The sequence below is a fragment of the Kribbella soli genome, from assembly GCF_004331345.1.
Classification (GTDB): domain Bacteria; phylum Actinomycetota; class Actinomycetes; order Propionibacteriales; family Kribbellaceae; genus Kribbella; species Kribbella soli.
Map to the genome: position 1 here is coordinate 178,227 of NZ_SJJZ01000003.1, position 20,997 is coordinate 199,223.

Consider the following 20,997-nt stretch of genomic DNA (forward strand, 5'->3'; position numbering starts at 1 on the left):
ACTATGCTGCGGCGGGTGGGGATCACGGTGAAGATCGTTGATGTGTCGGGGGCAGGGCGGGTCGGTACGACGACGCTGCTGGAGGGGGTTTCGAGCAGGATCACGCTGCGCGACCTGGTCCTGACGCGTGTCCGGGACGAAGTGGCGCGCTTCAACGCCGCGCCGGACAAACAGCGGCACCTCGACTGGGAGCGGCAGGCGGATCGGGCGATCGAGGCGTTCGGACGCAACGGGTTCTTCGTGCTGGTCGACGACCGGCAGGTGACCGAGCTCGACGAGGAACTCGAGCTGACCGCGGACTCCGACATCCGCTTCGTCCACCTGATTCAGCTGGTCGGCGGCTGAGCATGGCAGGCGACGGTGAGGCGGCCGCGCTGGTGGCCGCGGCGCTGCAGACCCTTCGTAGCCGGTCCTGGACAGCTGACGGAGACGCGCGGGCGATGCCCGAGATCCAGGCGATCCTGCAGGCCACGGACGCACTACGGCTGGAGTGCATCCTGACCGTCTCGGAGCAGGTCGACAGCTATCACTGCGCCCAACTGTTGTCGGTGATCGCGCGGAAGCGCGTCCAGCTCACGGCGGAGCACATCGAACGGTTGCTGACCCTGCGCATCGGGCAGTTCGAGCAGTCCCAGGCATGGCGGAGCAGCGAGGCGCTCCGCGCGGTGAGCCGCCAGATCGAGCACGCGTACGCCGCGCTTCCCGGCGCCGAGCAGGAGCCTTTGAAACCACTCCTCGCGTGTGCGGCCGAGCAGGTTCAGGACGCGGCGACGGCGACCAGGCTGCGGAAACTCGTAGGCGATGAGGACGGGCTCCGCGTCGACCTGATCGACGAGAGCGACGACATCGGCCCTCGCCTGCGCAGCGCGTTCGAGGCAGCCGACGAACCGGCCGAAGCGCTTGCGGCGGCACTCGATCTCCTCGCGGCGTTTCCCGCCCAGGGCAAGCCGTCGAAGAAGTGGCTCACCGAGGCCGAGCGCGTCACCAGCCTGTTGTCCAAGCCCGCGGCTCTGATCGGCACCCTCCTCGACGCGGCGCTCGACGCGGCCGACATCGAACCGCAGCGCACCACCGCCGTCACCCGCTACATCACCGCGGGCAACGAGTCCTTCCTGTGTGGCGTTGTCGCAATCGCCGGCGTACTGCGGGACTCGACGCTCCTGCCGCAGCTCCGGCGGCTCGCGATCAAGACGGTGACCGTGATCGGAGGCCAGTTCGGCAATCCTCGAAGCCTCCGGCTCGCCAACTCGTCGGCGCAGGCGATGGCCGATATCGGCGGGGCGTCGTCGATCACCGAGTTGCTCGCGCTCGAGCGTTCCGTTCGGCACGGGACGCTGCTGAGGCAGATCCGCAAGGCCATCGACGCGCTCGCCTCCGCGCAGGGACTGACCCGCGACCAGCTGCTGGAGCGCGCCGTCGAAACCCATGACCTCGACGCCGACGGCAAGCGCCGACAACCGCTGACGCGGGGATCGGCCGAGGTCGTGGTGGACGGACGGACGGCAGCACTTCTGTACGTCGACGAGAAGCAGACTCCCCGGAAGTCGGTACCTCCGGACGTGAAGCAGGCAGATGCCGAAACGCTCGGCGCGCTCCGCAACGAGCTCAAGGCGATCCGGAAGACGATCGCCGGCGAGCGCGTGCGGCTGGACGGCCTGATGGCAACGGACCGCCGCTGGCCGCTGGGCAACTGGCGCACCTGGTACCTGGATCATCCGATCACCGGCCGGATGACACGCACGCTGGTCTGGGTGTTCAGCACCCCGGAAGGTCCGGACGTCGTCGGAGTTCCCCTCGATGCCGCGACGGTGATCACGAGTTCGGGTCAGCAGGCCGGGATTCCGCCGGACGCGGAGGTGCGGCTCTGGCACCCGATCCACGCAACGGCCGACGACGTACGCGCCTGGCGACGGTACTTGCTCGAGCAGCAGGTCGTTCAGCCGTTCAAGCAGGCGTTCCGCGAGCTCTACGTGCTGACGCCTGCCGAGGAACAGACCCGCGCGTACTCGAACCGTTTCGCCGGTCACGTCTTCGGGCAGGTCCAGGCCCGTGCGTTGATGAAAGGGCGGGGCTGGGCGCCGGTCGCGGTCGCCTGGTGGGACGACGGTATCGACCACGGCGTTGCCCGGCGTACCTTCGACGCCGCCGGGATCCGCGCCGAGTTCTACTTCGACCCGATCCACGACCTGGAGCCGGCCGCGACCGATCTCTACCCGTACTGCACCAGCGATCAGGTGCGGTTCGTCGACGTACGGACCGATGACTCGATCGGGCTCGCCGACGTGCCGCCGCTCGTCCTGACCGAGGCGCTGCGTGACGTCGACCTGTTCGTCGGCGTCACGTCGATCGGCGCCGATCCGGAATGGCTCGACCGTGGCACCGAGCGTCGCTTCGAGACGTACTGGCATACGTTCGGCTTCGGCGAACTGTCCGCCGCCGGCGAGATCCGCCGCGAGGTGCTCGAACAACTCGTCCCGCGGCTGGCCATCGCCGACCGGTGCGCGTTCGAGGACCGCTACCTGACGGTGCGCGGCGACCTCCGGACGTACCGGATCCATCTGGGCAGCGGCAACATCCTGATGTCGCCGAACGACCAGTACCTCTGCATCGTCGCCGCCCGGGACAGCCAGGCGCAGAAGCTGTTCCTCCCCTTCGACGACGACCCGGTCCTCAGCCTGGTGCTCAGCAAGGCGTTCCTGCTCGCGAACGACACGGCGATCGAGGACCCCACGATCACCGCCCAGATCAACCGTCGCTGACCCGCCGGCCGATAGGTTTGGGGTCATGCGTGATGTGCGGGTGGTCTATCGCAAGTTCGACGAGAAGCTGCATTGGCACCAGTGGATGCGGTACCTGGGCGAGGACGAGTACGGCGTCTGGCTGGGCGCCCCGGCGGGGTCCGTGTCGCAACGCGGGGACGAGCCGGCGGTGACCCAGGAGCAGGCGCATGTGCAGCTGTTCCCGCGGGACAAGTGGTTCACCGCGATCTTCAACGACGAGCCGCGGCACACCGAGATCTACGCGGACATCACCACGCCGGTCGAGTTCTCCGACGACGTGGTGACGATGATCGACCTCGACCTGGACGTGATCAAGCGCCGCGACGGGACCGTCTTCATCGACGACGAGGACGAGTTCGCCGAGCACCAGGTGAAGTACAGCTACCCGCCCGACGTGATCGCCACCGCACGGCAGACCTGCGACTGGCTCGTCGGCGCGGTGTCCACCGACGAGCCCTTCCTGACCGTCTACAAGACCCACCTCGACAAGATCCGCTAGGACTACAGCGAGGTCCGGCCCATCGCCACGGCGATGACGCCGACGACGGTCAGCAGCAGCGCCGAACCGGGGTGCATGCCGATCGAGATCCGGATGTCCCGCTTCTTCCAGGCCAGGTGGACGCCGGGGTAGAGGAAGACGAGCTTGGACAAGACCGTCCACGGCGCCCAGAAGTGGTAGACCGAGAAGAAGAACACGTTGAAGAACGGTGCCCATCCGCGGAGCTGCGCCAGGCGGGGCAGCAGGAATCCCCGGAAGTAGTACTCCTCGATGAGCGGCAGGAACCAGCCGGTGAACGGGCCGCAGATCAGCAGGGTGGTCAGGAGCTTCTGCTGCGAGTAGCCGTTCAGGTACGACGTGGCGCTGTCGCCGGTGCCCGCGTAGTGGATCCACGAGAAGGCGTTGTCGTAGAGAAAGTTGTCCAGCGGCGTCAGCGAGAGCGACACGACGGTCATCCACACGAGGCAGAAGCTGATCAGCGCGATGAGCTTGCCGCGCGGGACCGGACGGTCCATGTACTGCAGCGCACCGCCACGCAGGCAGTAGCGGCCGGTGGCCTGCTTACCCAGCCAGGCCATGCCGAGCAGGAGCGGGAAGAGGACAACCGCCAAGGCGACCGCCCAGGCCAGGAAGGGCGGGTAGCCGATCGCCCTGACGAGCGGCGCCGCGACGAACGCGTAGACGGCGACGATCAGCGCGCCAGGCACCAGGTGCAGAGCGATGGACAGAGGGATCGAGTGCTTGTCGGCGAGGAGGACCTCGACGAACTTCGGACGGGGCTTGGTGTGCGTGACTTGGTTCATGCCGAGAAGGTTCGCCGCCCGGCCTGACACGGACCCGCCACGACTCTGACGCGGTGCCGCCACCGCGAGCAGCTACCGAGCTAGATGGACGCTGAGCGTTCCGTTCTTGAGCATCATCACGCCGGGGAGCGGGCCGCGTTGGCCGGCGTACATGTCGGCGATGGGGGCGACCGTGAGGTAGAGGTTCTGGCCGGCCGGGACGTCGACGGCGATCGCGGGGAGCTCGATCGTGCGCCGTACGCCGCGGGCCGTGTACTTCTCGCGCAGCGGCATGGTGTTGTTCTGCACGACCTTCGCGGTGAGCGGGTTCTTGCCGACGCTCAGCGCGAAGTACGCCGCCGACCGCGGGATCACGGTGTAGACGTCGGCGCTCAGCGTGGGCGTGCCGGCGATCGTGATCGGGCCCTTCGCGATCGGCAGGTTGACGGGCAGGCCGACACCGGTCGGCGCGACGATCTTGCCGAGCGGGTACCGTTTGTTCGGTGTCAGGTTCCGTTGTGTGAGGCAACGGCCGTCGGCGGTCGACAGGTGGTACGTGCCGAAGCCGGTCAGGCCGGTCGACATATGCAGGAGTTGCAGCTGCATGAAACGGATCGACAGGCTCGAGAAGGTGGGCGATCCGAGCCCGATCGAGCACGGGTCGCCTGCGGTCGCGTAGCCGGGCGGTACGACGCTGGGGAGCGTGTGACCGCCGTTGTACCCGACGAAGATCGACTTGGCCCGGGCGCGGGCGGTCAGCGCCCGGTCGAAGTTCGTGAGTCCCTGGTTGAGGTTGAACAGGTTGTCGGAGATGCCCTGGCCGAACAGCACCGGGAGGTCGAGCTTGCGGCCCTGCTGCACGTGCCACGCCGGCCCGTTGTGCGCGAAGAACGCGTCGAGATCGCGCCCGGCCTTCCCGACCGGCCAGGTACCGGTCGCGATCAGCGCCACGAAGGCGGCCGACACCGCGGGCGGCAGATGCGTGCCGCCGCCGGCGAACAGGATCGACAGCCACATCGTCCGGGCGGCCTCCTGCGGCGCGAGGCTCTGCTTGAGATCCCACCAGGTGATCTCCGGAGCGAGCGCGTCGAACCGGGTCCGCCCGCGGTCGCGAAGCTCGGTGAAGGCACCGGCGAACTGGTACCCACCGCCGTACGACCCGCCGATGGCTCCGATCAGCGGATCGCCGGGGCGTTGCTTCGTCACCCAGTCCAGGCCCCCGACCAGATCGACGAGCTTCACCACGTCGCGGCCTTCGTAGTCCGGGTTCATCACGTGCGCGACGCCGGTGCTCTGTCCGAAGCTGCGCTGGTCGAAGCTGAGTACGCCGAAGCCCGCGTCGAGCCAGGCCTTGAACGCGGCCGGGTCCGTGGTCCGGCTGCCGCCCCAGCCGTGGCTGTGGAAGATCAGCGGCACGGTGTGCCCGGCCGAGGCTGACGCCGGTTTGAACAGCGAGTAGCAGATCCGTACTGGCGTCGTCGTACCAGGCTCTGGCACCGATGCGACACATCCGTTCGTCACCGTGCTGGAGGCTTCGGCCGACACCACCGGCGACAGGAGAAGTGCTACGACACCGAGCAGAGCAAGCACACGACGCATCAGTCACTCCAGGTGATCGACGGATCTCGCTTCGCACACGCTAGAGGACACGTCTTCGCCTGACCAGACCCGAGGCTCAGCCGTGCGCGAACCGATGGGCGAATCCCGCGTCGGCACTGCGACACTGTGCCCGTGCATATCGCGATCGAGGTCGTGGCCCTCGTCGCCGTCGTCGCGGCGGTCGCCGCGCTGGCGCGGCGGATAGGGATCTCGGCCCCTCTGCTGCTGGTCGTCATCGGGGTCGCCGCGTCGTACCTGCCGTTCATCCCGCGGGTCGAGCTCGAGCCCGAGGTCGTGCTGGTCGGTTTCCTGCCGCCGCTGCTCTACTCGGCCGCGATCAAGACCAGCCTGGTCGACTTCTCCAAGCACCGGCGGTCCATCGGGCTGCTGTCCGTCGGCCTGGTGGCGTTCACCGCGCTCGGCGTCGGCGTCGTCGCGTGGTGGCTGCTCGGTCAGGTCGCGGAGTCGATCGGCCAGGAACCGCTGCCGTTCTGGGCCGCGTTCGCGATCGGCGCGGTCGTCGCGCCGCCCGACGCGGTCGCCGCGACCGCGATCGCCAAACGGGTCGGCCTGCCGCGCCGCGTGGTCACGATCCTCGAGGGCGAGAGCCTGCTGAACGACGCGACCGCGCTGGTCTGTCTGCGTACGGCGATCGCTGCCGCCGTGGTGGCGCCGACCGTGTGGCACGTCGGCCTGGACTTCCTGCGGGCGGCCGGCGGCGGTGTGCTGGTCGGCATCGCCGTGACGTTCGTGCTGGCCAAGATCCGCCGCCGGTTCACCGATCCGGTGCTGGACACCACGCTCAGCCTGACCGCGCCGTTCATCGCGTACATCGCGGCCGAGAACCACTACGTCCACGCGTCCGGCGTACTCGCGGTCGTCGTCACCGGCCTGCTCCTCGGTCACAAGGCCCCGATCATCCAGTCGGCGAAATCGCGGATGTCGGAGCGGACCAACTGGCGGACCTTCCAGTTCCTGCTGGAGAACACGGTCTTCCTGCTGATCGGGCTGCAGACCCGGTGGATCCTCGACGATCTCACCGAGAGCCCGCTGCCGACGTGGCTGATCGCGGCCACCACGGTCGCCGTATTCATCGCGGTGGTGCTGCTGCGGCCGATCTGGATCATCCCGACCACGATGCTGTCCCGGCGCTTCCTTGGTCCGTCGCGTCCCGGACCTATTTCGTGGAGTGCGCTGATCGTGGTGTCGTGGGCCGGGATGCGCGGTGTGGTCACGCTGGCCGCGGTCTTCACACTGCCCGAGGACACCCCACATCGCGAAGTCCTTGTGTTCATCGCCCTCGCTGTCACCGCGGGCACGCTGCTCGTCCAGGGCTCGACGCTGCCCTGGCTGGTACGTCGCCTGCGCCTGCCGGGACCGGATCCCGCAGAGGACGCGTTGCAGGAGGCCGCCGTACTGCAGGGTGCTCATCGGGCCGGGATCGCGAAACTCGACGAGATGTCGACGCCGACGGACCCGCCCGCGATTCTCGACGTACTGCGGCAGCGGGGTGAGGCGCGGGCGCAGGCTGCGTGGGAGCGGCTCGGACGGCCGGAGACCGAGTACGAGACGCCGAGTGAGACGTACCGGCGGCTGCGGATCGCGATGCTCGAGGCCGAACGCGCGCACATCCTGAAGGTCCGCGACGCCGGGCTGGTCGCCGACGAGGTGCTGCAGCGCGCGCAGAACGCGCTCGACATCGAGGAGTCGATCCTGGACCGCGACGAGGACGACGACGTCGGTGGGCGCTCCGAGGACCTCAAGCCGAAGACGACGCCGGGTGGCGCGTGCGAGCACCTGGAGCAGGCCCCGGTAGTGGTCACGCCGAACACACCGGACGGCTGCGAGGAGTGCTTGGCCGACGGGGGTTCGTGGGTCCACCTGCGGCTGTGCCTGGGGTGTGGTCACGTCGGGTGCTGCGACTCGTCGGTGATGAAGCACGCCAGCAAGCACAATGCTCAGACCAGGCACCCCGTGATGCGCAGCTTCGAGCCGGGCGAGACGTGGCGCTGGTGCTTCGTCGACGAGAAGCTAGGTTGACGGTATGGCGGACTGTCTCTTCTGCTCCATCATCGCCGGCACGACGCCGGCGCAGATCGTCCTGGACACACCGGAGGTCGTCGGGTTCCTCGACGTCCGGCCGGTGTTCAAGGGCCACACGCTGCTCGTGCCGCGGACGCACGTGCCGACAATGGTCGAACTGCCGGACGAGCTGACGGTCCCGCTGTTCGGAGCGGCCCGGTCGGTCGCTAGCGCCGTACGGACCGCGTTCGACGCACAAGGATCGTTCGTTGCCGTCAACAACGTCGTGTCCCAGTCCGTGCCGCACCTGCACGTCCACGTCGTACCCCGCACGAAGGGCGACGGCCTCCGCGGCTTCTTCTGGCCACGCACCAAGTACGCTGACACCGCAGAGGCCGAGGAGTACGCCGGCAAACTCCGCGCGGCCCTCGCCGACTAGCTGGTGGCTCGCTCGTACTCGACTTGTGGGCGTGGGGTGCCGTCGCCGAAGTCGCGGGTTTGGGTGGCTCCGGTTTCGGTGAAGCCGCACTTGGTGTAGAAGCGGCGGGACTGCGGGGTGTCGCGGAGGGTCCAGAGGTGGACGCGGTCGTGGCCGTCGGCTTTGAGGTGTTGCAGGGTGGCTGTCATCAGCGCCGCGGAGACGCCGCTCCCCCAGCCGTCGGGGTGGGTGTAGAAGCTGTGGATCTCGGCGAGCCCGGTCCGCGTGTCCGACAGCTCGGACCACGACATCGCGAGCGGCCGATCGCCGACGAACCCGAGCATCACGAGCCCCTTGCCTGCCGCGAGCCGCTCGTGCCACCTGGTCAGCCGACTCGCAATCCCTTCCTGCGCGACGTCCTCGGGAAAGAGCGGCGCGTACGCTGCACCCCAGGAAGCCGCATGCACCTGCCCGACCGCATCCCCGTCGGCAACGGTAGCCCGCCGTACATCAATCGAGGGGTCGGTCAAGGCGGTCCTCCAGGGTGGCGAGTGCGCGCTCGACGGCGGCGCGGACGGTGTGATCGGGGTCGTCGGCCAGCGGCCGGATCGCGTCGGCATGCTCGTACTCCCCCGCGGCGCCGATCGCGCGAACGGCCGCCGTGCGAACTCTCGGCAGCTCGTGCTCGAGCATCGGCAGCAGCGCGTCGACGAGCTGGCCGAGCTCCCGCTGCGCGGTGATCCGCGCGACGTGCTCCCGGACCCGCCAGGCAGGATCGCGCGCGGCGACCAGGAGCGCATCGACCACGTCGTCCCGCCACACATAAAGGAACACGCGGGCGGCCCACACCCGGACCCAGTAGTAGTTGCCCGGATCAACAGGCGCCTTCCAGCCACCCGGATTCTCCGACCCGGTGATCGCCACCAGCTTCGGCAGGTCAGCGCCGTACGCCGCCTCGCCCGGGATCTCCCCGGTCAGGAAGGCAACGCACCAGTCGACCACGGCATCCTCGCCGTACGTCGCACACGCGGCCCGCACGACATCGCGCGGTGACTCCCGGTCGGCCATGAAATCAGTAAACCGCGGGCCACCGACAATTCCGGTGACCCGCGGCTACTGGACTCTCGAAGCTGCGTCAGCCGGCGATCAGGGACCGGAGGACGTACTGCAGGATGCCGCCGTTGCGGTAGTAGTCGGCCTCGCCCGGGGTGTCGATGCGGACGACCGCGTCGAACTCCTTGACGCCGCCGTCGGTCGCGGTCACCGTGACGTGGACCGTGCGCGGGATCTCGCCGTCGTTCAGCGCGGTCACGCCGGTGATGTCGAAGGTCTCCTCGCCGGTCAGGCCGAGGGACTCCGCGTTCTCACCCTCCGGGTACTGCAGCGGCAGCACGCCCATGCCGATCAGGTTCGACCGGTGGATCCGCTCGAAGGACTCGGTGATGACGGCCTTCGCGCCGAGCAGCGCCGTACCCTTCGCGGCCCAGTCCCGCGACGAGCCCGAGCCGTACTCCTTGCCGGCCAGGATCACCAGCGGCGTCCCGGATTCGGCGTACGCCTGAGCGGCCTCGTAGATGCTCGTCACGGGCGCGTCGGCCGGATTTGAAATGGACTGCGTGAAGTCGCGGGTGAAACCGCCCTCGGTGCCCGGCGCGATCTGGTTGCGCAGGCGGATGTTCGCGAACGTGCCGCGGATCATCACCTCGTGGTTGCCCCGGCGGGAACCGTACGAGTTGAAGTCCTTGCGGTCGACGCCGTGCTCCGCCAGGTACATGCCCGCGGGGCTGTCGGCCTTGATCGAACCGGCCGGGGAGATGTGGTCGGTGGTGACCGAGTCGCCCAGCTTGGCCAGCACGCGCGCACCGGCGATGTCGGTGACCGGCGACGGGTCCTTCGCCATACCGTCGAAGTACGGAGGCTTCCGCACGTACGTCGACTCGGCGTCCCAGGCGAACGTCTTGCCCTCGGGCGTCGGCAGGGACTGCCAGCGCTCGTCACCGGCGAACACGTCGGCGTAGTCCTTGGTGAACATCTCCTTGTTGATCGAGCTCGCGATGGTCCGCTCGACCTCGTCGGCGCTCGGCCAGATGTCCTCCAGGAACACGTCGTTGCCGTCGGTGTCCTTGCCCAGGGCATCGGTCTCGAAGTCGAAGTCCATGGTGCCGGCCAGCGCGTACGCGATCACCAGCGGCGGCGACGCGAGGTAGTTCATCTTCACGTCCGGGTTGATCCGGCCCTCGAAGTTCCGGTTGCCGGACAGCACGGAGACGACCGCCAGGTCGGCCTCCTGGACACCGGCCGAGACGGCCTCCGGCAGCGGGCCCGAGTTGCCGATGCACGTCGTGCAGCCATAGCCGACCAGGTGGAAGCCGAGCTTCTCCAGGTACGGCGTGACGCCGGCCTTCTCGTAGTAGTCGGTGACGACCTTCGACCCGGGCGCGAGCGATGTCTTCACCCACGGCTTGGACGCGAGGCCCTTGTCGACCGCGTTCTTCGCGAGCAGCGCGGCGGCGAGCATGACCGACGGGTTGGAGGTGTTGGTGCAGGAGGTAATGCTCGCGATCACGACGTGGCCGTGGTCGAGCTCGATCTCCTGGCCGTCCATGCTGATCTTGGTCTTCTTCGACGGGCGGCCGTTGCCACTGCCGTGCGGCACGTGCGGGTCGTCGTTGACGTTGCCGTGACCGTTCGGCGCGTCACTGGCCGGGAAGCTGCCGGTCTCCGACGGGTCGACGTCCAGCTCTTCGGTGGCGTAGTCGGCCAGGGCGCCGCGGAAGCCTTCCTTGGCCTCGCTCAGCGCGACCCGGTCCTGCGGCCGCTTCGGGCCGGCGATCGACGGTACGACGGTCGACAGGTCGAGCTCGAGGTACTCCGAGAAGCGCGGCTCGACGGCGGGGTTGTGCCACAGGCCCTGCTCCTTGGCGTACGCCTCGACGAGCGCGACCTCGTCGTCGGCGCGGCCGGTCAGGCGCAGGTACTCCAGGGTGACGTCGTCGATCGGGAAGATCGCGCAGGTGGAGCCGAACTCCGGGCTCATGTTGCCGATCGTGGCGCGGTTCGCCAGCGGGACCGCCGCGACGCCGTCGCCGTAGAACTCGACGAACTTGCCGACCACACCGTGCTTGCGCAGCATCTGGGTGATCGTCAGCACCACGTCGGTCGCGGTCGCGCCGGCCGGGACGGACCCGGTCAGCCGGAAGCCGACGACCTTCGGGATCAGCATCGACACCGGCTGGCCGAGCATCGCGGCCTCGGCCTCGATACCGCCGACGCCCCAGCCGAGCACGCCGAGGCCGTTCACCATCGTGGTGTGGCTGTCGGTGCCGACGCAGGTGTCCGGGTAGGCCTGGCCGTTGCGGACCATCACGGTGCGGGCCAGGTGCTCGATGTTCACCTGGTGCACGATGCCGGTGCCCGGCGGGACGACCTTGAACTCGTCGAACGCGGTCTGGCCCCAGCGGAGGAACTGGTACCGCTCGCGGTTCCGCCCGTACTCGAACTCGACGTTGCGCTCGAACGCGTCCGGCGTACCGAACACGTCGATGATGACCGAGTGGTCGATGACCAGCTCGGCCGGCGCCAACGGGTTGATCTTGGTCGGGTCACCGCCGAGCTCGCCGACCGCCTCGCGCATCGTGGCCAGGTCGACCACGCACGGGACGCCGGTGAAGTCCTGCATGATCACCCGGGCCGGGGTGAACTGGATCTCGGTGTCCGGGGCCGCGTTCTGGTCCCAGTTGCCGAGCTTGGTGATGTGCTCGGCGGTGATGTTCGCGCCGTCTTCGGTGCGCAGCAGGTTTTCCAGCAGGACCTTCAGCGAGTACGGCAGCGTGTCCGCACCCTCGATGCCCGCCAACCTGAAGATCTCGTACGACTGTCCGTTGACCTCGAGTGCCCCCTTGGCACCGAAGCTGTCGACGCTCGCCATCAACCTGCTCCTCTGTCCGGTCCATATTCGCTGCGGGTCCGCTGCGCCCATCCTGCCCAGCGCGTTGCCCGGCCGCGAGGTCAGGTTCCCCTAACCTCGCGCCGCAAACTCTCTCGACATCAAGATACACGACATCGAGCCAACTTTCCGGTCGATCAGGAAACCTGTGGAAGAACTTCCGCCGCGATCAGGTCGAGGTGGTCGAGGTCCTGCAGATCCATGATCTGGACGTACTGACGCTGCGATCCGACCGCAGCGAACTGGCCCAGCCGGTCCACGACCTCGGCCGGCGTACCGGCGATGGCGTTGGCCTTGAGGTCTTCGACGTCGCGGCCGATCGCCTCGGCCCGCTGCTTCACCTCGGCGTCGTCCTTGCCGACCACCACGGTGTGCGCGGTGGAGAGGGCGAGCGTCTTCGGGTCGCGGCCGATGTCGGTGCAGGCTGCCTGGACCCGCTGGAACAACGTCTCGGTCACCTCGACGCCGCGGAAGCCGGCGTTGAACTCGGCGGCGTACTTCGCGGCGAGGGCCGGCGTCCGCTTCTTGCCCGCGCCACCGACGATGATCGGCGGGTGCGGCTGCTGGACCGGCTTCGGCAGCGCCGGCGAGTCGCTGATCTGGTAGTGCTCACCCTGGAAGTCGTACTTCTCCCCCACCGGGGTGTCCCAGAGGCCGGTGATGAGTTCGAGCTGTTCGGTGAGGATGTCGAAGCGGCCGGGGGTGTCGGGGAAGTCGAGGCCGTACGCCTTGTGCTCGGCTTCGTACCAGCCGGCGCCGAGCCCGAGTTCGGCGCGGCCGCCGCTCATCTGGTCGACCTGCGCGACCGAGATCGCGAGGACGCCGGGGTTGCGGAACGTCGCGGAGCTGACCAGCGTGCCGAGCTTGATCCGCTTGGTCTCACGCGCCAGGCCGGCCAGCGTGATCCACGAGTCGGTCGGGCCCGGGAGGCCGTCGTTCTCGCCCATGACGAGGTAGTGGTCGGAACGGAAGAACGCGTCGAACCCGTTCTCCTCCGTCTTGCGGGCGACCGCGAGAAGGTCGTCGTACGACGCGCCCTGCTGAGGTTCGGTGAAGATCCTGAGAAGCATGGCGCCAACGCTATCTCGCGCTGGTGTACAGCTTCTCCAGGTACGACGGCTGCCATTGGGCGCTGCGGCTGTACAGCCGGCGGACCAGCTCGTTCGCGTTGAAGCGCTCCTCGACCGGGTTGTCCCACCAGTCGGGCACCTGGTCGTACCAGCGGTCGATCCGCAGCGTCCGTCCGGCCGCGTCGATCCGCGCGAACAGCCAGCCGCCCTGCTCGCCCTGCGCCTCGGTCAGCCAGAGATCGCCGAGCAGGCCGCTGAGCTTCTCAGGCCCGAACTCGGGGTCGTCCACATCCGGTGGTTCCAGGTCGAAGCGGTACGACGGCGCGCCCGGGTCGAGCACCTGCACCTGGATCGTGAACCCCGACGGCACGATCGCCGTCCGCGCCCGGCACCAGTCATGCAACGCCTGCACCGCAGGCGACTCCTCCGGCCGGGGCCGGGGCCGCTCCACCTCGGCCCGCATCGCCTCCTCGAGCGACCCAGCCGGAGGCACGAGCCGAGGCCCGCCGCCTCCGACCAATCCCAAGCCGGCAACCAACATCCCACCAACATCGGCCGCGGGAGTCGTCAGAGCCGCGCCGTTCACCGGCTCGTCGTCGTCCTCGTCCACCACGGGCACGAAACCCGTCGGCATGTCGTCGTCCGGGTCACCGCCGAACTCGTCGCTCGCTTCACCGGCGCCCGGGATCATGTCCCAGCCACCCGCGAGCCGCGCCACCGCCGCCTCCTCGGACCAGGGCGCCGGCTCCGGCGCGGGAGCCTGCTGGGGCTCGGGCTCGGGTTCCGGCATCGGTTCCGGCTCGGGCTCCGGGGTCGGCTGCGGCTCGGGCTCCGGCATCGGCTCAGGCTCGGGCTCGGGCTGCGGGAACGGCTCCGGGTCAGGCTGTGGGAACGGCTCCGGCTCGGGCTCGGGCAGCGGCTCGGGAACGGGCCCAGGGATCGGCTCGGGATCCGGGAAGGGCGCGGGACCGGGCTCCGGAACGGGCGTGGGCGTCGGGCCTGGGTACGGGTCGGGGGTGGGGGCCGGGTGTGGGGTCGGCTCCGGGGCGGGTGGGGTGGGCTGGGGCCAAGGTGCGGGGTGGGGCTCTGGCTGGGGCCACGGTTCCGGCTGCGGTTGGGGTTGCGGCCAGGGCTGAGGTTGAGGGTAAGGCTCAACTTGAGCTTGAACCTCGTGCTCCTCCGCACCCGGCACGTCCGCGCTCGGCGCAGACGCCAGTACGTCCGGGGTTTGCTCAGGCGCCCGTACTTCGGGGATTTCAGCTGCCGGCTTCGCGTCCGGCTCCAGGTCGTCGACTACGGCGGGAATCTCCGCGGTTTGGTCGTCGTCTGCGTCCGTGCCCGCGAGATCTACCGCCTGGGGCGCCGGCTCGGGAGCGGGGGCGAACGGGGACGGACCGGTGAAGGACGACAGTTCGTCATCCTCATCGGCCGTCTCCAGTACTGCCTCGATCTCGGCGGTCGGTGCGTCGTCGTCCTCGAGATCCGCGACCGCCGCGAACGGAGAGTCCACCGGCGCCGGATCCGCCGATCCATCGGACGCCGAGCTGGCAGGGGCCGAGCTGGCCGGGTCTTCTACCCACTCGCCGTTGATCCAGGCGGGTCCGGTCCAGGCCGGGTCCGGAGTGGGCTCAGGGAACGGGTTGTACGCGCTAGTGGCTTCCTGGTCGGACCAGGACGATTGCTCCGCCGTCTCCCAGTCCTGATCAGCCACCGGGGCAGCGCTGGCGGGAGCGTCGGCGAACAGGCTGTTGTAGAAGTCCTCGCCCTCGTACACCCCGCCGCCAACCCGTGGCGGCTCAGAGGACGGAAGAGTCGGATCGTACGCATGAGACGTCGGCAGACCGGGGCTCGAGATGTTCTCCGGCAGGTACGTGCCGGGCGCAGCTGGATCCACGTACGGCCCAGGCTGCGCGACCACGCCGGCGTGCGGGTCTGCGGGCGGTGCGTACGGCGGCGGGTCGGCGATCGGCTGGCCGGTGAAGGGGCTGATGCCGGGTGGGACGACGTACGACTCCTCGTCGTCGCCTGGCGGGTTGTCTCCGATCACGGGATCTTCAACGACCGAGACCTCGGCCGTGTCAGGGTCTGTGGCGAAACTTACCGGTTCTGCAACGTTTCGGGTGAAGTCCTCGCCCGCGGCCACGCCGGCCGGCAGGTCGGGTTGCACCGGTGACCGCGGGTCGATCCCGAACGGGTCGAAGAACGCCGCGAGCGCCGCCGCCGAGATCCCGGGACCGGCCGCGGCCCGGATCAGCTCCACGCCGTACGGGCGGAGTTCGTCGAGGCCGCCGAGGTAGTCGGCCCATTCCGCGACCCACTCGACCATCTCGTCGGCGGCCGCCTCGTCCGAGGTGATCCACTCCCCGATCGGCGTGAACCCGTCGTCGACCGGCTGCCACGGGTCCCCTGGGTACGACGCCCGCGCCCAGCTCCCGTTGAACGCGCCGTACACGAACCCGAGCTCGCCCGCCGTCTGGCGCTGCCGCACCTCCGGCTGCCCGATCCACTCCGGCGACCCGGCCAGCAGGTCCTCGCCGGCGGTCTGGCTGTGCTGCGTGTGGAATCCCCACAGCACCGCCCGCCCGTCCTCCAGGCGCGCCATCCGCAGCACGGACGCGCTCTCGTCCTGGTGGTGGTACCCGTCGGCGTCGGCGTACCAGCGCCGATCGAAGCCCGTGGCATGCGCGACCGCGGCGAGTGCGCTCCAGCGGGCGCGCAACTCCTCCGGGTCGTCCAGGTCAACGAGCGGCATCAGGTCTCCAAGCGCATTTGGATCCAGGCCCAGACGCTACCCGAGCCCTCCAGGACTGGCCACTTCACTGTCCACAGGCTCGAGGATGGCGACGCACTCGATGTGGTGGGTCATGCCGAACAGGTCGAACGCGCGCAGCGACGCGATCCCGTACCCGAGGCGCCCGAACGTCTTCAGGTCCCGGGCCAGCGCCGCCGGGTCGCACGCGACGTACGCCACCCGGCGCGGCCCGAGCGCCGCAATCCGCCGTACGACGTCCTTGCCGGCGCCGGTCCGTGGCGGGTCCAGGACGACGAGGTCCACATGCTCCAGGCCCTGACCGGCCGCTGCGTTCAGGACCCGCTCGACATCGCCGTTCTCCAGCGTGACGCCATCCAGATCGTGCAGGTTCCGCCGGGCGTTCCGGACCGCGTCCTTGTCGCCCTCGATCGCCAGCACCGCGCAACCGGCCTCGGCCAGGAACGCCGCGAAGAGCCCGACACCCGAGTACAGGTCGAGCGCGGTCTCACCAGCAGCAGGCTCCAGCCCACTCAGTACGGCGTCCACCAACGTCTCCGGCGCCGCCGGGTGGACCTGCCAGAACCCACCGGCCTCCACCAGGAACCGCCGGTCGCGCACCACCTCTACCAGCCGCTCCCCCGGGTCCTGGTCGGTCAGTACGGCGGTCTTTCCCTCTGAGGACACCACCGCCTGCACTGACGACACACCCGGCCACCGTGAGCTCAGTACGTCCGGCGTCCCCGGGTGCGCTAGCAGGCACTGGTCGACCGGGATCAGGTCGTGGGAGCGGTGCGCGTACATACCGGGCCGCTCGTCCACGACGGCGTACCGCATCCGCGTCCGCCAGCCCAGCCCGTCGTCACCCGGCGACTCCATCACGATGGTCCGCTCGATCCCACCGATCCGCCGGAGGGTGTCCGAAACGACGGTCGCCTTGAGCCGCCGCTGCTCAACGATGTTGGCGTGCTGGAAGTCACACCCGCCGCACTGGCCCGGTCCGGCATACGGGCACGGCGGCTCGATCCGTTGCGGGGACGGCGTGAGCACCTGGACCGCGTCGGCCCGCAGGTACTTCGCCGTCTGTTCCGTGATCCGGGCGTGCACCAACTCCCCCGGCAGCGCATGCCGGACGAACACCACCTGCCCCTCGTGCCGGGCGACACAGTGTCCCCCGTGCGCGACTGGCCCTACCTCCAGCTCGACTACCGCCCCAACCAGACTGTCTTCGTCTGTCACCGATCTCCTGACGCCTTACGGGCACCGCGCCGTACCTGGCCGGCAACCCGTTCCACCCGATCCTGCCGTTCCTCGGCCCCCTGCGACGAGAGCAGCTGGTAAGGAACGGACGTAACCATCACACCAGGTGTAAACAAGAGGCGCCCCTTGAGCCGCAGCGCACTCTGGTTGTGCAGGATGTGCTCCCACCAGTGGCCGACGACGTACTCCGGGATGTAAACCATCACCACGTCCCGCGGCGACTGCCGCCGGATGTCGCGCACGTACTGCAGGATCGGCCGGGTGATCTCCCGGTACGGCGAGGCAAGCCGCTTCAGCGGAATCGGGATGCCGCGGGCGTCCCACTCGGCCTGGAGCTGGTCCGCCTCGTCCCGGTCGACGTCGACCGTGACGGCTTCGAGCTGGTAGGGCCGGGCCGCCTTGGCGAACGCCAGCGCCCGCAGCGTCGGCTTGTGCAGCTTGGAGACCAGCACGATCGCGTGCACCCGGGACGGCAGCATGAGCGGCTCGTCACCCTCGGCCGCCATCTGCCGGCGGACCGTCTCGTAGTGCCGGCTGATGCCCTTCATCAACAGGAAGAGGCAGGCCATCGCGATGATCGCGATGTACGCGCCGAGCAGGAACTTGGTGATCAGCACGATCACCAGCACGACGCCGGTCAGCGTCAGGCCGACCGCGTTGATCACCCGGGACCGGATCATCCGGGCCCGTTTGCCCGGGTCCTGCTCGTCGCGGAGCAGCCGGGTCCAGTGCCGGACCATGCCGATCTGGCTGATCGTGAACGAGACGAACACGCCGACGATGTAGAGCTGGATCAGCCGGGTCACCTCGGCGTTGAACGAGACGATCAGCACGATCGCGAAGCCGGCCAGGATGATGATGCCGTTGCTGAACGCCAGCCGGTCGCCGCGGGTGTGCAGCTGCCGCGGCAGGTAGCCGTCGCGGGCCAGGATCGAGCCGAGCACCGGGAAGCCGTTGAACGCGGTGTTCGCGGCGAGCACCAGGATCACGCCGGTCGCGGCGGCGACCAGGTAGAAGCCGGGCGAGAAGTGGTCGAAGATGCCCTTGGCGAGCTGGCCGATCACCGGGTCCTGGTGGTACCCCTCGCCGACCGGCACACCGTCGCGGAGCAGCTGGGTCCCGGGGTCCTCGGCGAAGCGGACCTTCATCACGTTCGCCAGCGTCACGACGCTGACCACCATCGCGATCGAGATGCTGCCGAGCAACGCCAGCGTGGTCGCCGCGTTCCGGCTCTTCGGCTTCTTGAACGCCGGTACGCCGTTGCTGATCGCCTCCACACCGGTCAGTGCGGCACACCCGGACGAGAACGCCCGCAGGATCAGGAACGCCATCGCGATCCCGCTCGCGCCGTGCGCGAACTGGTCCTCGGCGGCGATGTCCAGGCCGGAACTCGAGGCGTCCGGCAGGTGCCCGAACAGCAACCGGCCGAAGCCCCAGGCCGCCATCCCGAGGATGGTGAACATGAAGATGTACGTCGGGATCGCGAACGCGGCCCCCGACTCGCGCACCCCGCGCAGATTCATCGTGGTCAGGAAGAGCACCGCGATCACGGCCGCGGTCGCCTGGTGTCCCTCCATCGCCGGGATCGCCGAGGCGGCGTACTGCGCGGCCGACGAGATCGACACCGCGACGGTGAGGACGTAGTCGACCATCAGCGCGCTCGCGACCGTCAGGCCCGCGGTCGGGCCGAGGTTCACGTTGGCGACCTCGTAGTCGCCGCCGCCGGACGGGTAGGCGTGCACGTTCTGCCGGTACGACAGCACGACGACGATCAGCACCACCGCGACCGCGAGCGAGATCTTCCAGGAGATCGTCAGCGCCGCGAGTCCGGCGATCGACAGGGTCAGGAAGATCTCGTCGGGGGCGTAAGCGACCGATGACAGCGCGTCGCTCGCGAACACCGGGAGGGCGATGCGCTTGGGCAGCAGGGTCTCACCCAGCTGAGTGCTGCGCAGTTTGCGTCCGAGCAGCAGCCGTTTGCCGATATCGCCTAGAGCGGGAGTCACACCGGTGATGTTAGAGGGCCCCCAGTTCCGGTGTAGCGTCTATCCCTGCCGAACCGAGCCAGCGGCCCGCCACGGGGCAGGGAGTGATCAGCGAGTGCACGTCGTCATCATGGGCTGCGGCCGCGTCGGGTCGATGCTCGCCCGCGGTCTGGAGAAACGCAGCCACACGGTCGCGATCATCGACCAGTCGGCTGACGCGTTCCGCCGGCTGAGCCCCGCGTTCACCGGGCGGACCATCGTCGGGATGGGCTTCGACCGTGAGGTGCTGATCGAGGCCGGGATCGAGGACGCCGAGGCGTTCGCCGCGGTGTCGAACGGCGACAACTCGAACATCCTGGCCGCCCGCGTGGCCCGCGAGACGTTCGGGATCAGCAACGTGGTGGCCCGGATCTACGACCCGGGACGCGCCGAGGTGTACCAGCGGCTCGGCATCCCCACGGTCGGCACCGTCCGCTGGACCGTCGACCAGATGATGCGCCGGCTGCTCCCCGAGGGCTCCGAGCCGGAGTGGCGCGACCCGTCCGGCAGCGTCCGGCTGGCCGAGGTGCATGTGCACGCGGACTGGATCGGCCGGCCCGCGTTCGACATCGAGAAGGCGACCGGTGCCCGGGTCGCGTTCGTGACCCGGCTCGGCGAAGGCGTCCTGCCTCGAGCCGATACCGTCATCCAGGAGGGTGACCTGGTGCACGTGGTGATGCTGGAGCGGGACGTCGCCGCGGTCGAGGCCCAGCTCGGCACCAAACCTGAAGAGGCCTGAGGAGCTGTGATGCGGGTAGCCATCGCGGGAGCCGGCAACGTGGGTCGTTCGATCGCCGGCGAACTGCTGGAGAACGGCCACGAGGTCCTGCTGATCGACAAGGACCCCCGGGCGATCAAGGCCGAGTCGGTGCCGCGCGCCGAGTGGCTGCTGGCCGACGCCTGCGAGCTGTCCTCGCTCGAGGAGGCCGCGTTGCAGCGTTGCCAGGTCGCGATCGCCAGCACCGGCGACGACAAGGTCAACCTGGTCGTCTCACTGCTCGCCAAGACCGAGTTCGGCGTACCCCGGACCGTTGCCCGGGTCAACCACCCGCGCAACGAGTGGATGTTCAACGAGGCCTGGGGCGTGGACGTGTCGGTGTCCACGCCGCGGATCATGTCCGCGCTGGTCGAGGAAGCGGTGTCGGTCGGCGACCTGGTCCGGCTGTTCACCTTCCGCCAGGGCGACGCGAACCTGGTCGAGCTGACGCTGCCCGAGGACTCCCCGATGATCGGTCAGCGGGTCGGCGACGTCGACTGGCCGCTGGACACCGCGCTGGTCGTCATCCTCCGCGAGGGCAGGGTCCTGCGCCCGGACCCGGAGGGCACCCTGGAGCTCAACGACGAGCTCCTCTTCGTCGCCGCCGACGAAACCGAGGAGCAGCTCGAAGACATGCTCTCCCCCCACCACCGCAAGTCGGAGTAGCCGGGAGCGCGTCCTAGGGTTGCCGGATGGTGCAGATCCAGCAGTTCCAGGTCAATCTGTTCTGCGACGACGTGGACAGGTGCCTCGCGTTCTACAAGCGCGTCGGCCTGACGGAGGCGTTTCGGGCACCCGCCTCTGGCCCTATCGCGCATGTGGAGGTCGAGGCGGCCGGCATTCGCATCGGTCTGACCTCGGCGCGCGTCGCCAACGAACTCGTCGCCCTCGGCGTCGAACCGGCCGGTCGTCCCGCGACGGAGATCGTGTTCTGGTGCGACGACGTGGACGCCATGTACACCCTCGCCCTGGCTGCCGGAGCCACCAGCGTCGTCCCACCAACCGACTCCCCGGACGGCCGCCTGCACTACGCCTGGGTCCACGACCCCGACGCCCACCAACTCAAGTTCGTCCAAAACCACACGTAACCA

General features: G+C 69.0%; 17 protein-coding genes. 8 read left to right on the forward strand and 9 right to left on the reverse strand.

What is annotated here, in order from left to right; genetic code table 11:
• The first annotated feature begins 15 nt into the window (after positions 1 to 15).
• From E0H45_RS23845 to E0H45_RS23855, 3 genes are read left to right on the forward strand one after another with little or no spacing between them, the layout of a single operon-like run.
• A complete protein-coding gene (locus E0H45_RS23845; protein WP_202872496.1) occupies positions 16 to 345 on the forward strand; it encodes a hypothetical protein in 330 nt (109 codons plus the stop codon).
• A 2-nt stretch (positions 346 to 347) separates the two neighbouring features.
• Positions 348 to 2,759 (forward strand): DUF4132 domain-containing protein, encoded by a 2,412-nt coding sequence (locus E0H45_RS23850; protein WP_131341060.1) that lies wholly within the window; start codon positions 348 to 350, stop codon positions 2,757 to 2,759.
• A 25-nt stretch (positions 2,760 to 2,784) separates the two neighbouring features.
• Positions 2,785 to 3,279 carry a DUF402 domain-containing protein gene (locus E0H45_RS23855; RefSeq protein WP_131341063.1) on the forward strand — a complete coding sequence of 165 codons (495 nt, stop codon included), beginning with the start codon at positions 2,785 to 2,787 and terminating at the stop codon, positions 3,277 to 3,279.
• Positions 3,280 to 3,281: 2 nt separating this feature from the next.
• On the opposite strand, the gene E0H45_RS23860 is transcribed toward E0H45_RS23855, so the two are convergent.
• Both E0H45_RS23860 and E0H45_RS23865 read right to left on the reverse strand, forming a co-directional pair.
• Positions 3,282 to 4,082 carry a CPBP family intramembrane glutamic endopeptidase gene (locus tag E0H45_RS23860; protein ID WP_131341066.1) on the reverse strand — a complete coding sequence of 267 codons (801 nt, stop codon included), beginning with the start codon at positions 4,080 to 4,082 and terminating at the stop codon, positions 3,282 to 3,284.
• Between the two features lie 72 nt (positions 4,083 to 4,154).
• Positions 4,155 to 5,660 carry a CocE/NonD family hydrolase gene (locus E0H45_RS23865; protein WP_131341069.1) on the reverse strand — a complete coding sequence of 502 codons (1,506 nt, stop codon included), beginning with the start codon at positions 5,658 to 5,660 and terminating at the stop codon, positions 4,155 to 4,157.
• Between the two features lie 132 nt (positions 5,661 to 5,792).
• Here E0H45_RS23865 and E0H45_RS23870 point away from each other — a divergent pair, with 132 nt between their 5' ends.
• Together E0H45_RS23870 and E0H45_RS23875 are read left to right on the forward strand one after the other, a co-directional pair.
• Positions 5,793 to 7,700, forward strand: coding sequence for a Na+/H+ antiporter (locus tag E0H45_RS23870; RefSeq protein ID WP_131341072.1), 1,908 nt, complete (start codon positions 5,793 to 5,795; stop codon positions 7,698 to 7,700).
• Positions 7,701 to 7,704: 4 nt separating this feature from the next.
• Complete coding sequence (locus E0H45_RS23875; RefSeq protein ID WP_131341075.1) at positions 7,705 to 8,121, forward strand: HIT family protein; 417 nt, start codon at positions 7,705 to 7,707, stop codon at positions 8,119 to 8,121.
• Here the strand turns inward: E0H45_RS23875 and E0H45_RS23880 are convergent.
• From E0H45_RS23880 to E0H45_RS23910, 7 genes are all read right to left on the reverse strand, one after another.
• On the reverse strand, positions 8,118 to 8,630 hold the full coding sequence (locus E0H45_RS23880) for a GNAT family N-acetyltransferase (protein ID WP_238155214.1): 513 nt from the start codon (positions 8,628 to 8,630) through the stop codon (positions 8,118 to 8,120). The genes E0H45_RS23875 and E0H45_RS23880 overlap by 4 nt on opposite strands.
• Positions 8,611 to 9,168: a HEAT repeat domain-containing protein gene (locus E0H45_RS23885; RefSeq protein WP_131341081.1), complete on the reverse strand. Its 558-nt coding sequence runs from the start codon at positions 9,166 to 9,168 to the stop codon at positions 8,611 to 8,613. Before E0H45_RS23885 ends, E0H45_RS23880 begins: the two co-directional genes overlap by 20 nt.
• A 67-nt stretch (positions 9,169 to 9,235) precedes the next feature.
• Positions 9,236 to 12,028, reverse strand: coding sequence for an aconitate hydratase AcnA (gene acnA, locus E0H45_RS23890; RefSeq protein WP_131341083.1), 2,793 nt, complete (start codon positions 12,026 to 12,028; stop codon positions 9,236 to 9,238).
• A gap of 155 nt (positions 12,029 to 12,183) precedes the next feature.
• The gene (locus tag E0H45_RS23895) at positions 12,184 to 13,116 is read right to left on the reverse strand and encodes an LLM class F420-dependent oxidoreductase (protein ID WP_131341086.1); all 933 of its coding nucleotides are present in this window, start codon (positions 13,114 to 13,116) and stop codon (positions 12,184 to 12,186) included.
• A 10-nt stretch (positions 13,117 to 13,126) separates the two neighbouring features.
• Entirely contained in the window at positions 13,127 to 15,868 is a 2,742-nt protein-coding gene (locus E0H45_RS42945; RefSeq protein WP_202872497.1) for a hypothetical protein, read from the reverse strand.
• A 36-nt stretch (positions 15,869 to 15,904) separates the two neighbouring features.
• Positions 15,905 to 17,104: a class I SAM-dependent RNA methyltransferase gene (locus tag E0H45_RS23905; protein ID WP_131341089.1), complete on the reverse strand. Its 1,200-nt coding sequence runs from the start codon at positions 17,102 to 17,104 to the stop codon at positions 15,905 to 15,907.
• Entirely contained in the window at positions 17,101 to 19,131 is a 2,031-nt protein-coding gene (locus tag E0H45_RS23910; protein ID WP_131341092.1) for an APC family permease, read from the reverse strand. Before E0H45_RS23910 ends, E0H45_RS23905 begins: the two co-directional genes overlap by 4 nt.
• A 94-nt stretch (positions 19,132 to 19,225) precedes the next feature.
• On the opposite strand from E0H45_RS23910, the gene E0H45_RS23915 reads away from it, so the two are divergent.
• From E0H45_RS23915 to E0H45_RS23925, 3 genes are read left to right on the forward strand one after another with little or no spacing between them, the layout of a single operon-like run.
• On the forward strand, positions 19,226 to 19,888 hold the full coding sequence (locus tag E0H45_RS23915; protein ID WP_131341095.1) for a potassium channel family protein: 663 nt from the start codon (positions 19,226 to 19,228) through the stop codon (positions 19,886 to 19,888).
• A 9-nt stretch (positions 19,889 to 19,897) separates the two neighbouring features.
• The gene (locus E0H45_RS23920; RefSeq protein WP_131341098.1) at positions 19,898 to 20,572 is read left to right on the forward strand and encodes a potassium channel family protein; all 675 of its coding nucleotides are present in this window, start codon (positions 19,898 to 19,900) and stop codon (positions 20,570 to 20,572) included.
• Between the two features lie 26 nt (positions 20,573 to 20,598).
• Positions 20,599 to 20,994: a VOC family protein gene (locus E0H45_RS23925; RefSeq protein ID WP_131341101.1), complete on the forward strand. Its 396-nt coding sequence runs from the start codon at positions 20,599 to 20,601 to the stop codon at positions 20,992 to 20,994.
• Positions 20,995 to 20,997: the final 3 nt, after the last annotated feature.

Bases quoted from the DNA above. Each gene is read 5' to 3' on its own strand.
- E0H45_RS23850 (WP_131341060.1), top strand. From the start codon at position 348: ATGGCAGGCGACGGTGAGGCGGCCGCGCTGGTGGCCGCGGCGCTGCAG.
- E0H45_RS23855 (WP_131341063.1), top strand. From the start codon at position 2,785: ATGCGTGATGTGCGGGTGGTCTATCGCAAGTTCGACGAGAAGCTGCAT.
- E0H45_RS23860 (WP_131341066.1), bottom strand. From the start codon at position 4,082: ATGAACCAAGTCACGCACACCAAGCCCCGTCCGAAGTTCGTCGAGGTC.
- E0H45_RS23865 (WP_131341069.1), bottom strand. From the start codon at position 5,660: ATGCGTCGTGTGCTTGCTCTGCTCGGTGTCGTAGCACTTCTCCTGTCG.
- E0H45_RS23875 (WP_131341075.1), top strand. From the start codon at position 7,705: ATGGCGGACTGTCTCTTCTGCTCCATCATCGCCGGCACGACGCCGGCG.
- E0H45_RS23885 (WP_131341081.1), bottom strand. From the start codon at position 9,168: ATGGCCGACCGGGAGTCACCGCGCGATGTCGTGCGGGCCGCGTGTGCG.
- acnA (WP_131341083.1), bottom strand. From the start codon at position 12,028: ATGGCGAGCGTCGACAGCTTCGGTGCCAAGGGGGCACTCGAGGTCAAC.
- E0H45_RS23895 (WP_131341086.1), bottom strand. From the start codon at position 13,116: ATGCTTCTCAGGATCTTCACCGAACCTCAGCAGGGCGCGTCGTACGAC.
- E0H45_RS42945 (WP_202872497.1), bottom strand. From the start codon at position 15,868: ATGCCGCTCGTTGACCTGGACGACCCGGAGGAGTTGCGCGCCCGCTGG.
- E0H45_RS23920 (WP_131341098.1), top strand. From the start codon at position 19,898: ATGCGGGTAGCCATCGCGGGAGCCGGCAACGTGGGTCGTTCGATCGCC.
- E0H45_RS23925 (WP_131341101.1), top strand. From the start codon at position 20,599: ATGGTGCAGATCCAGCAGTTCCAGGTCAATCTGTTCTGCGACGACGTG.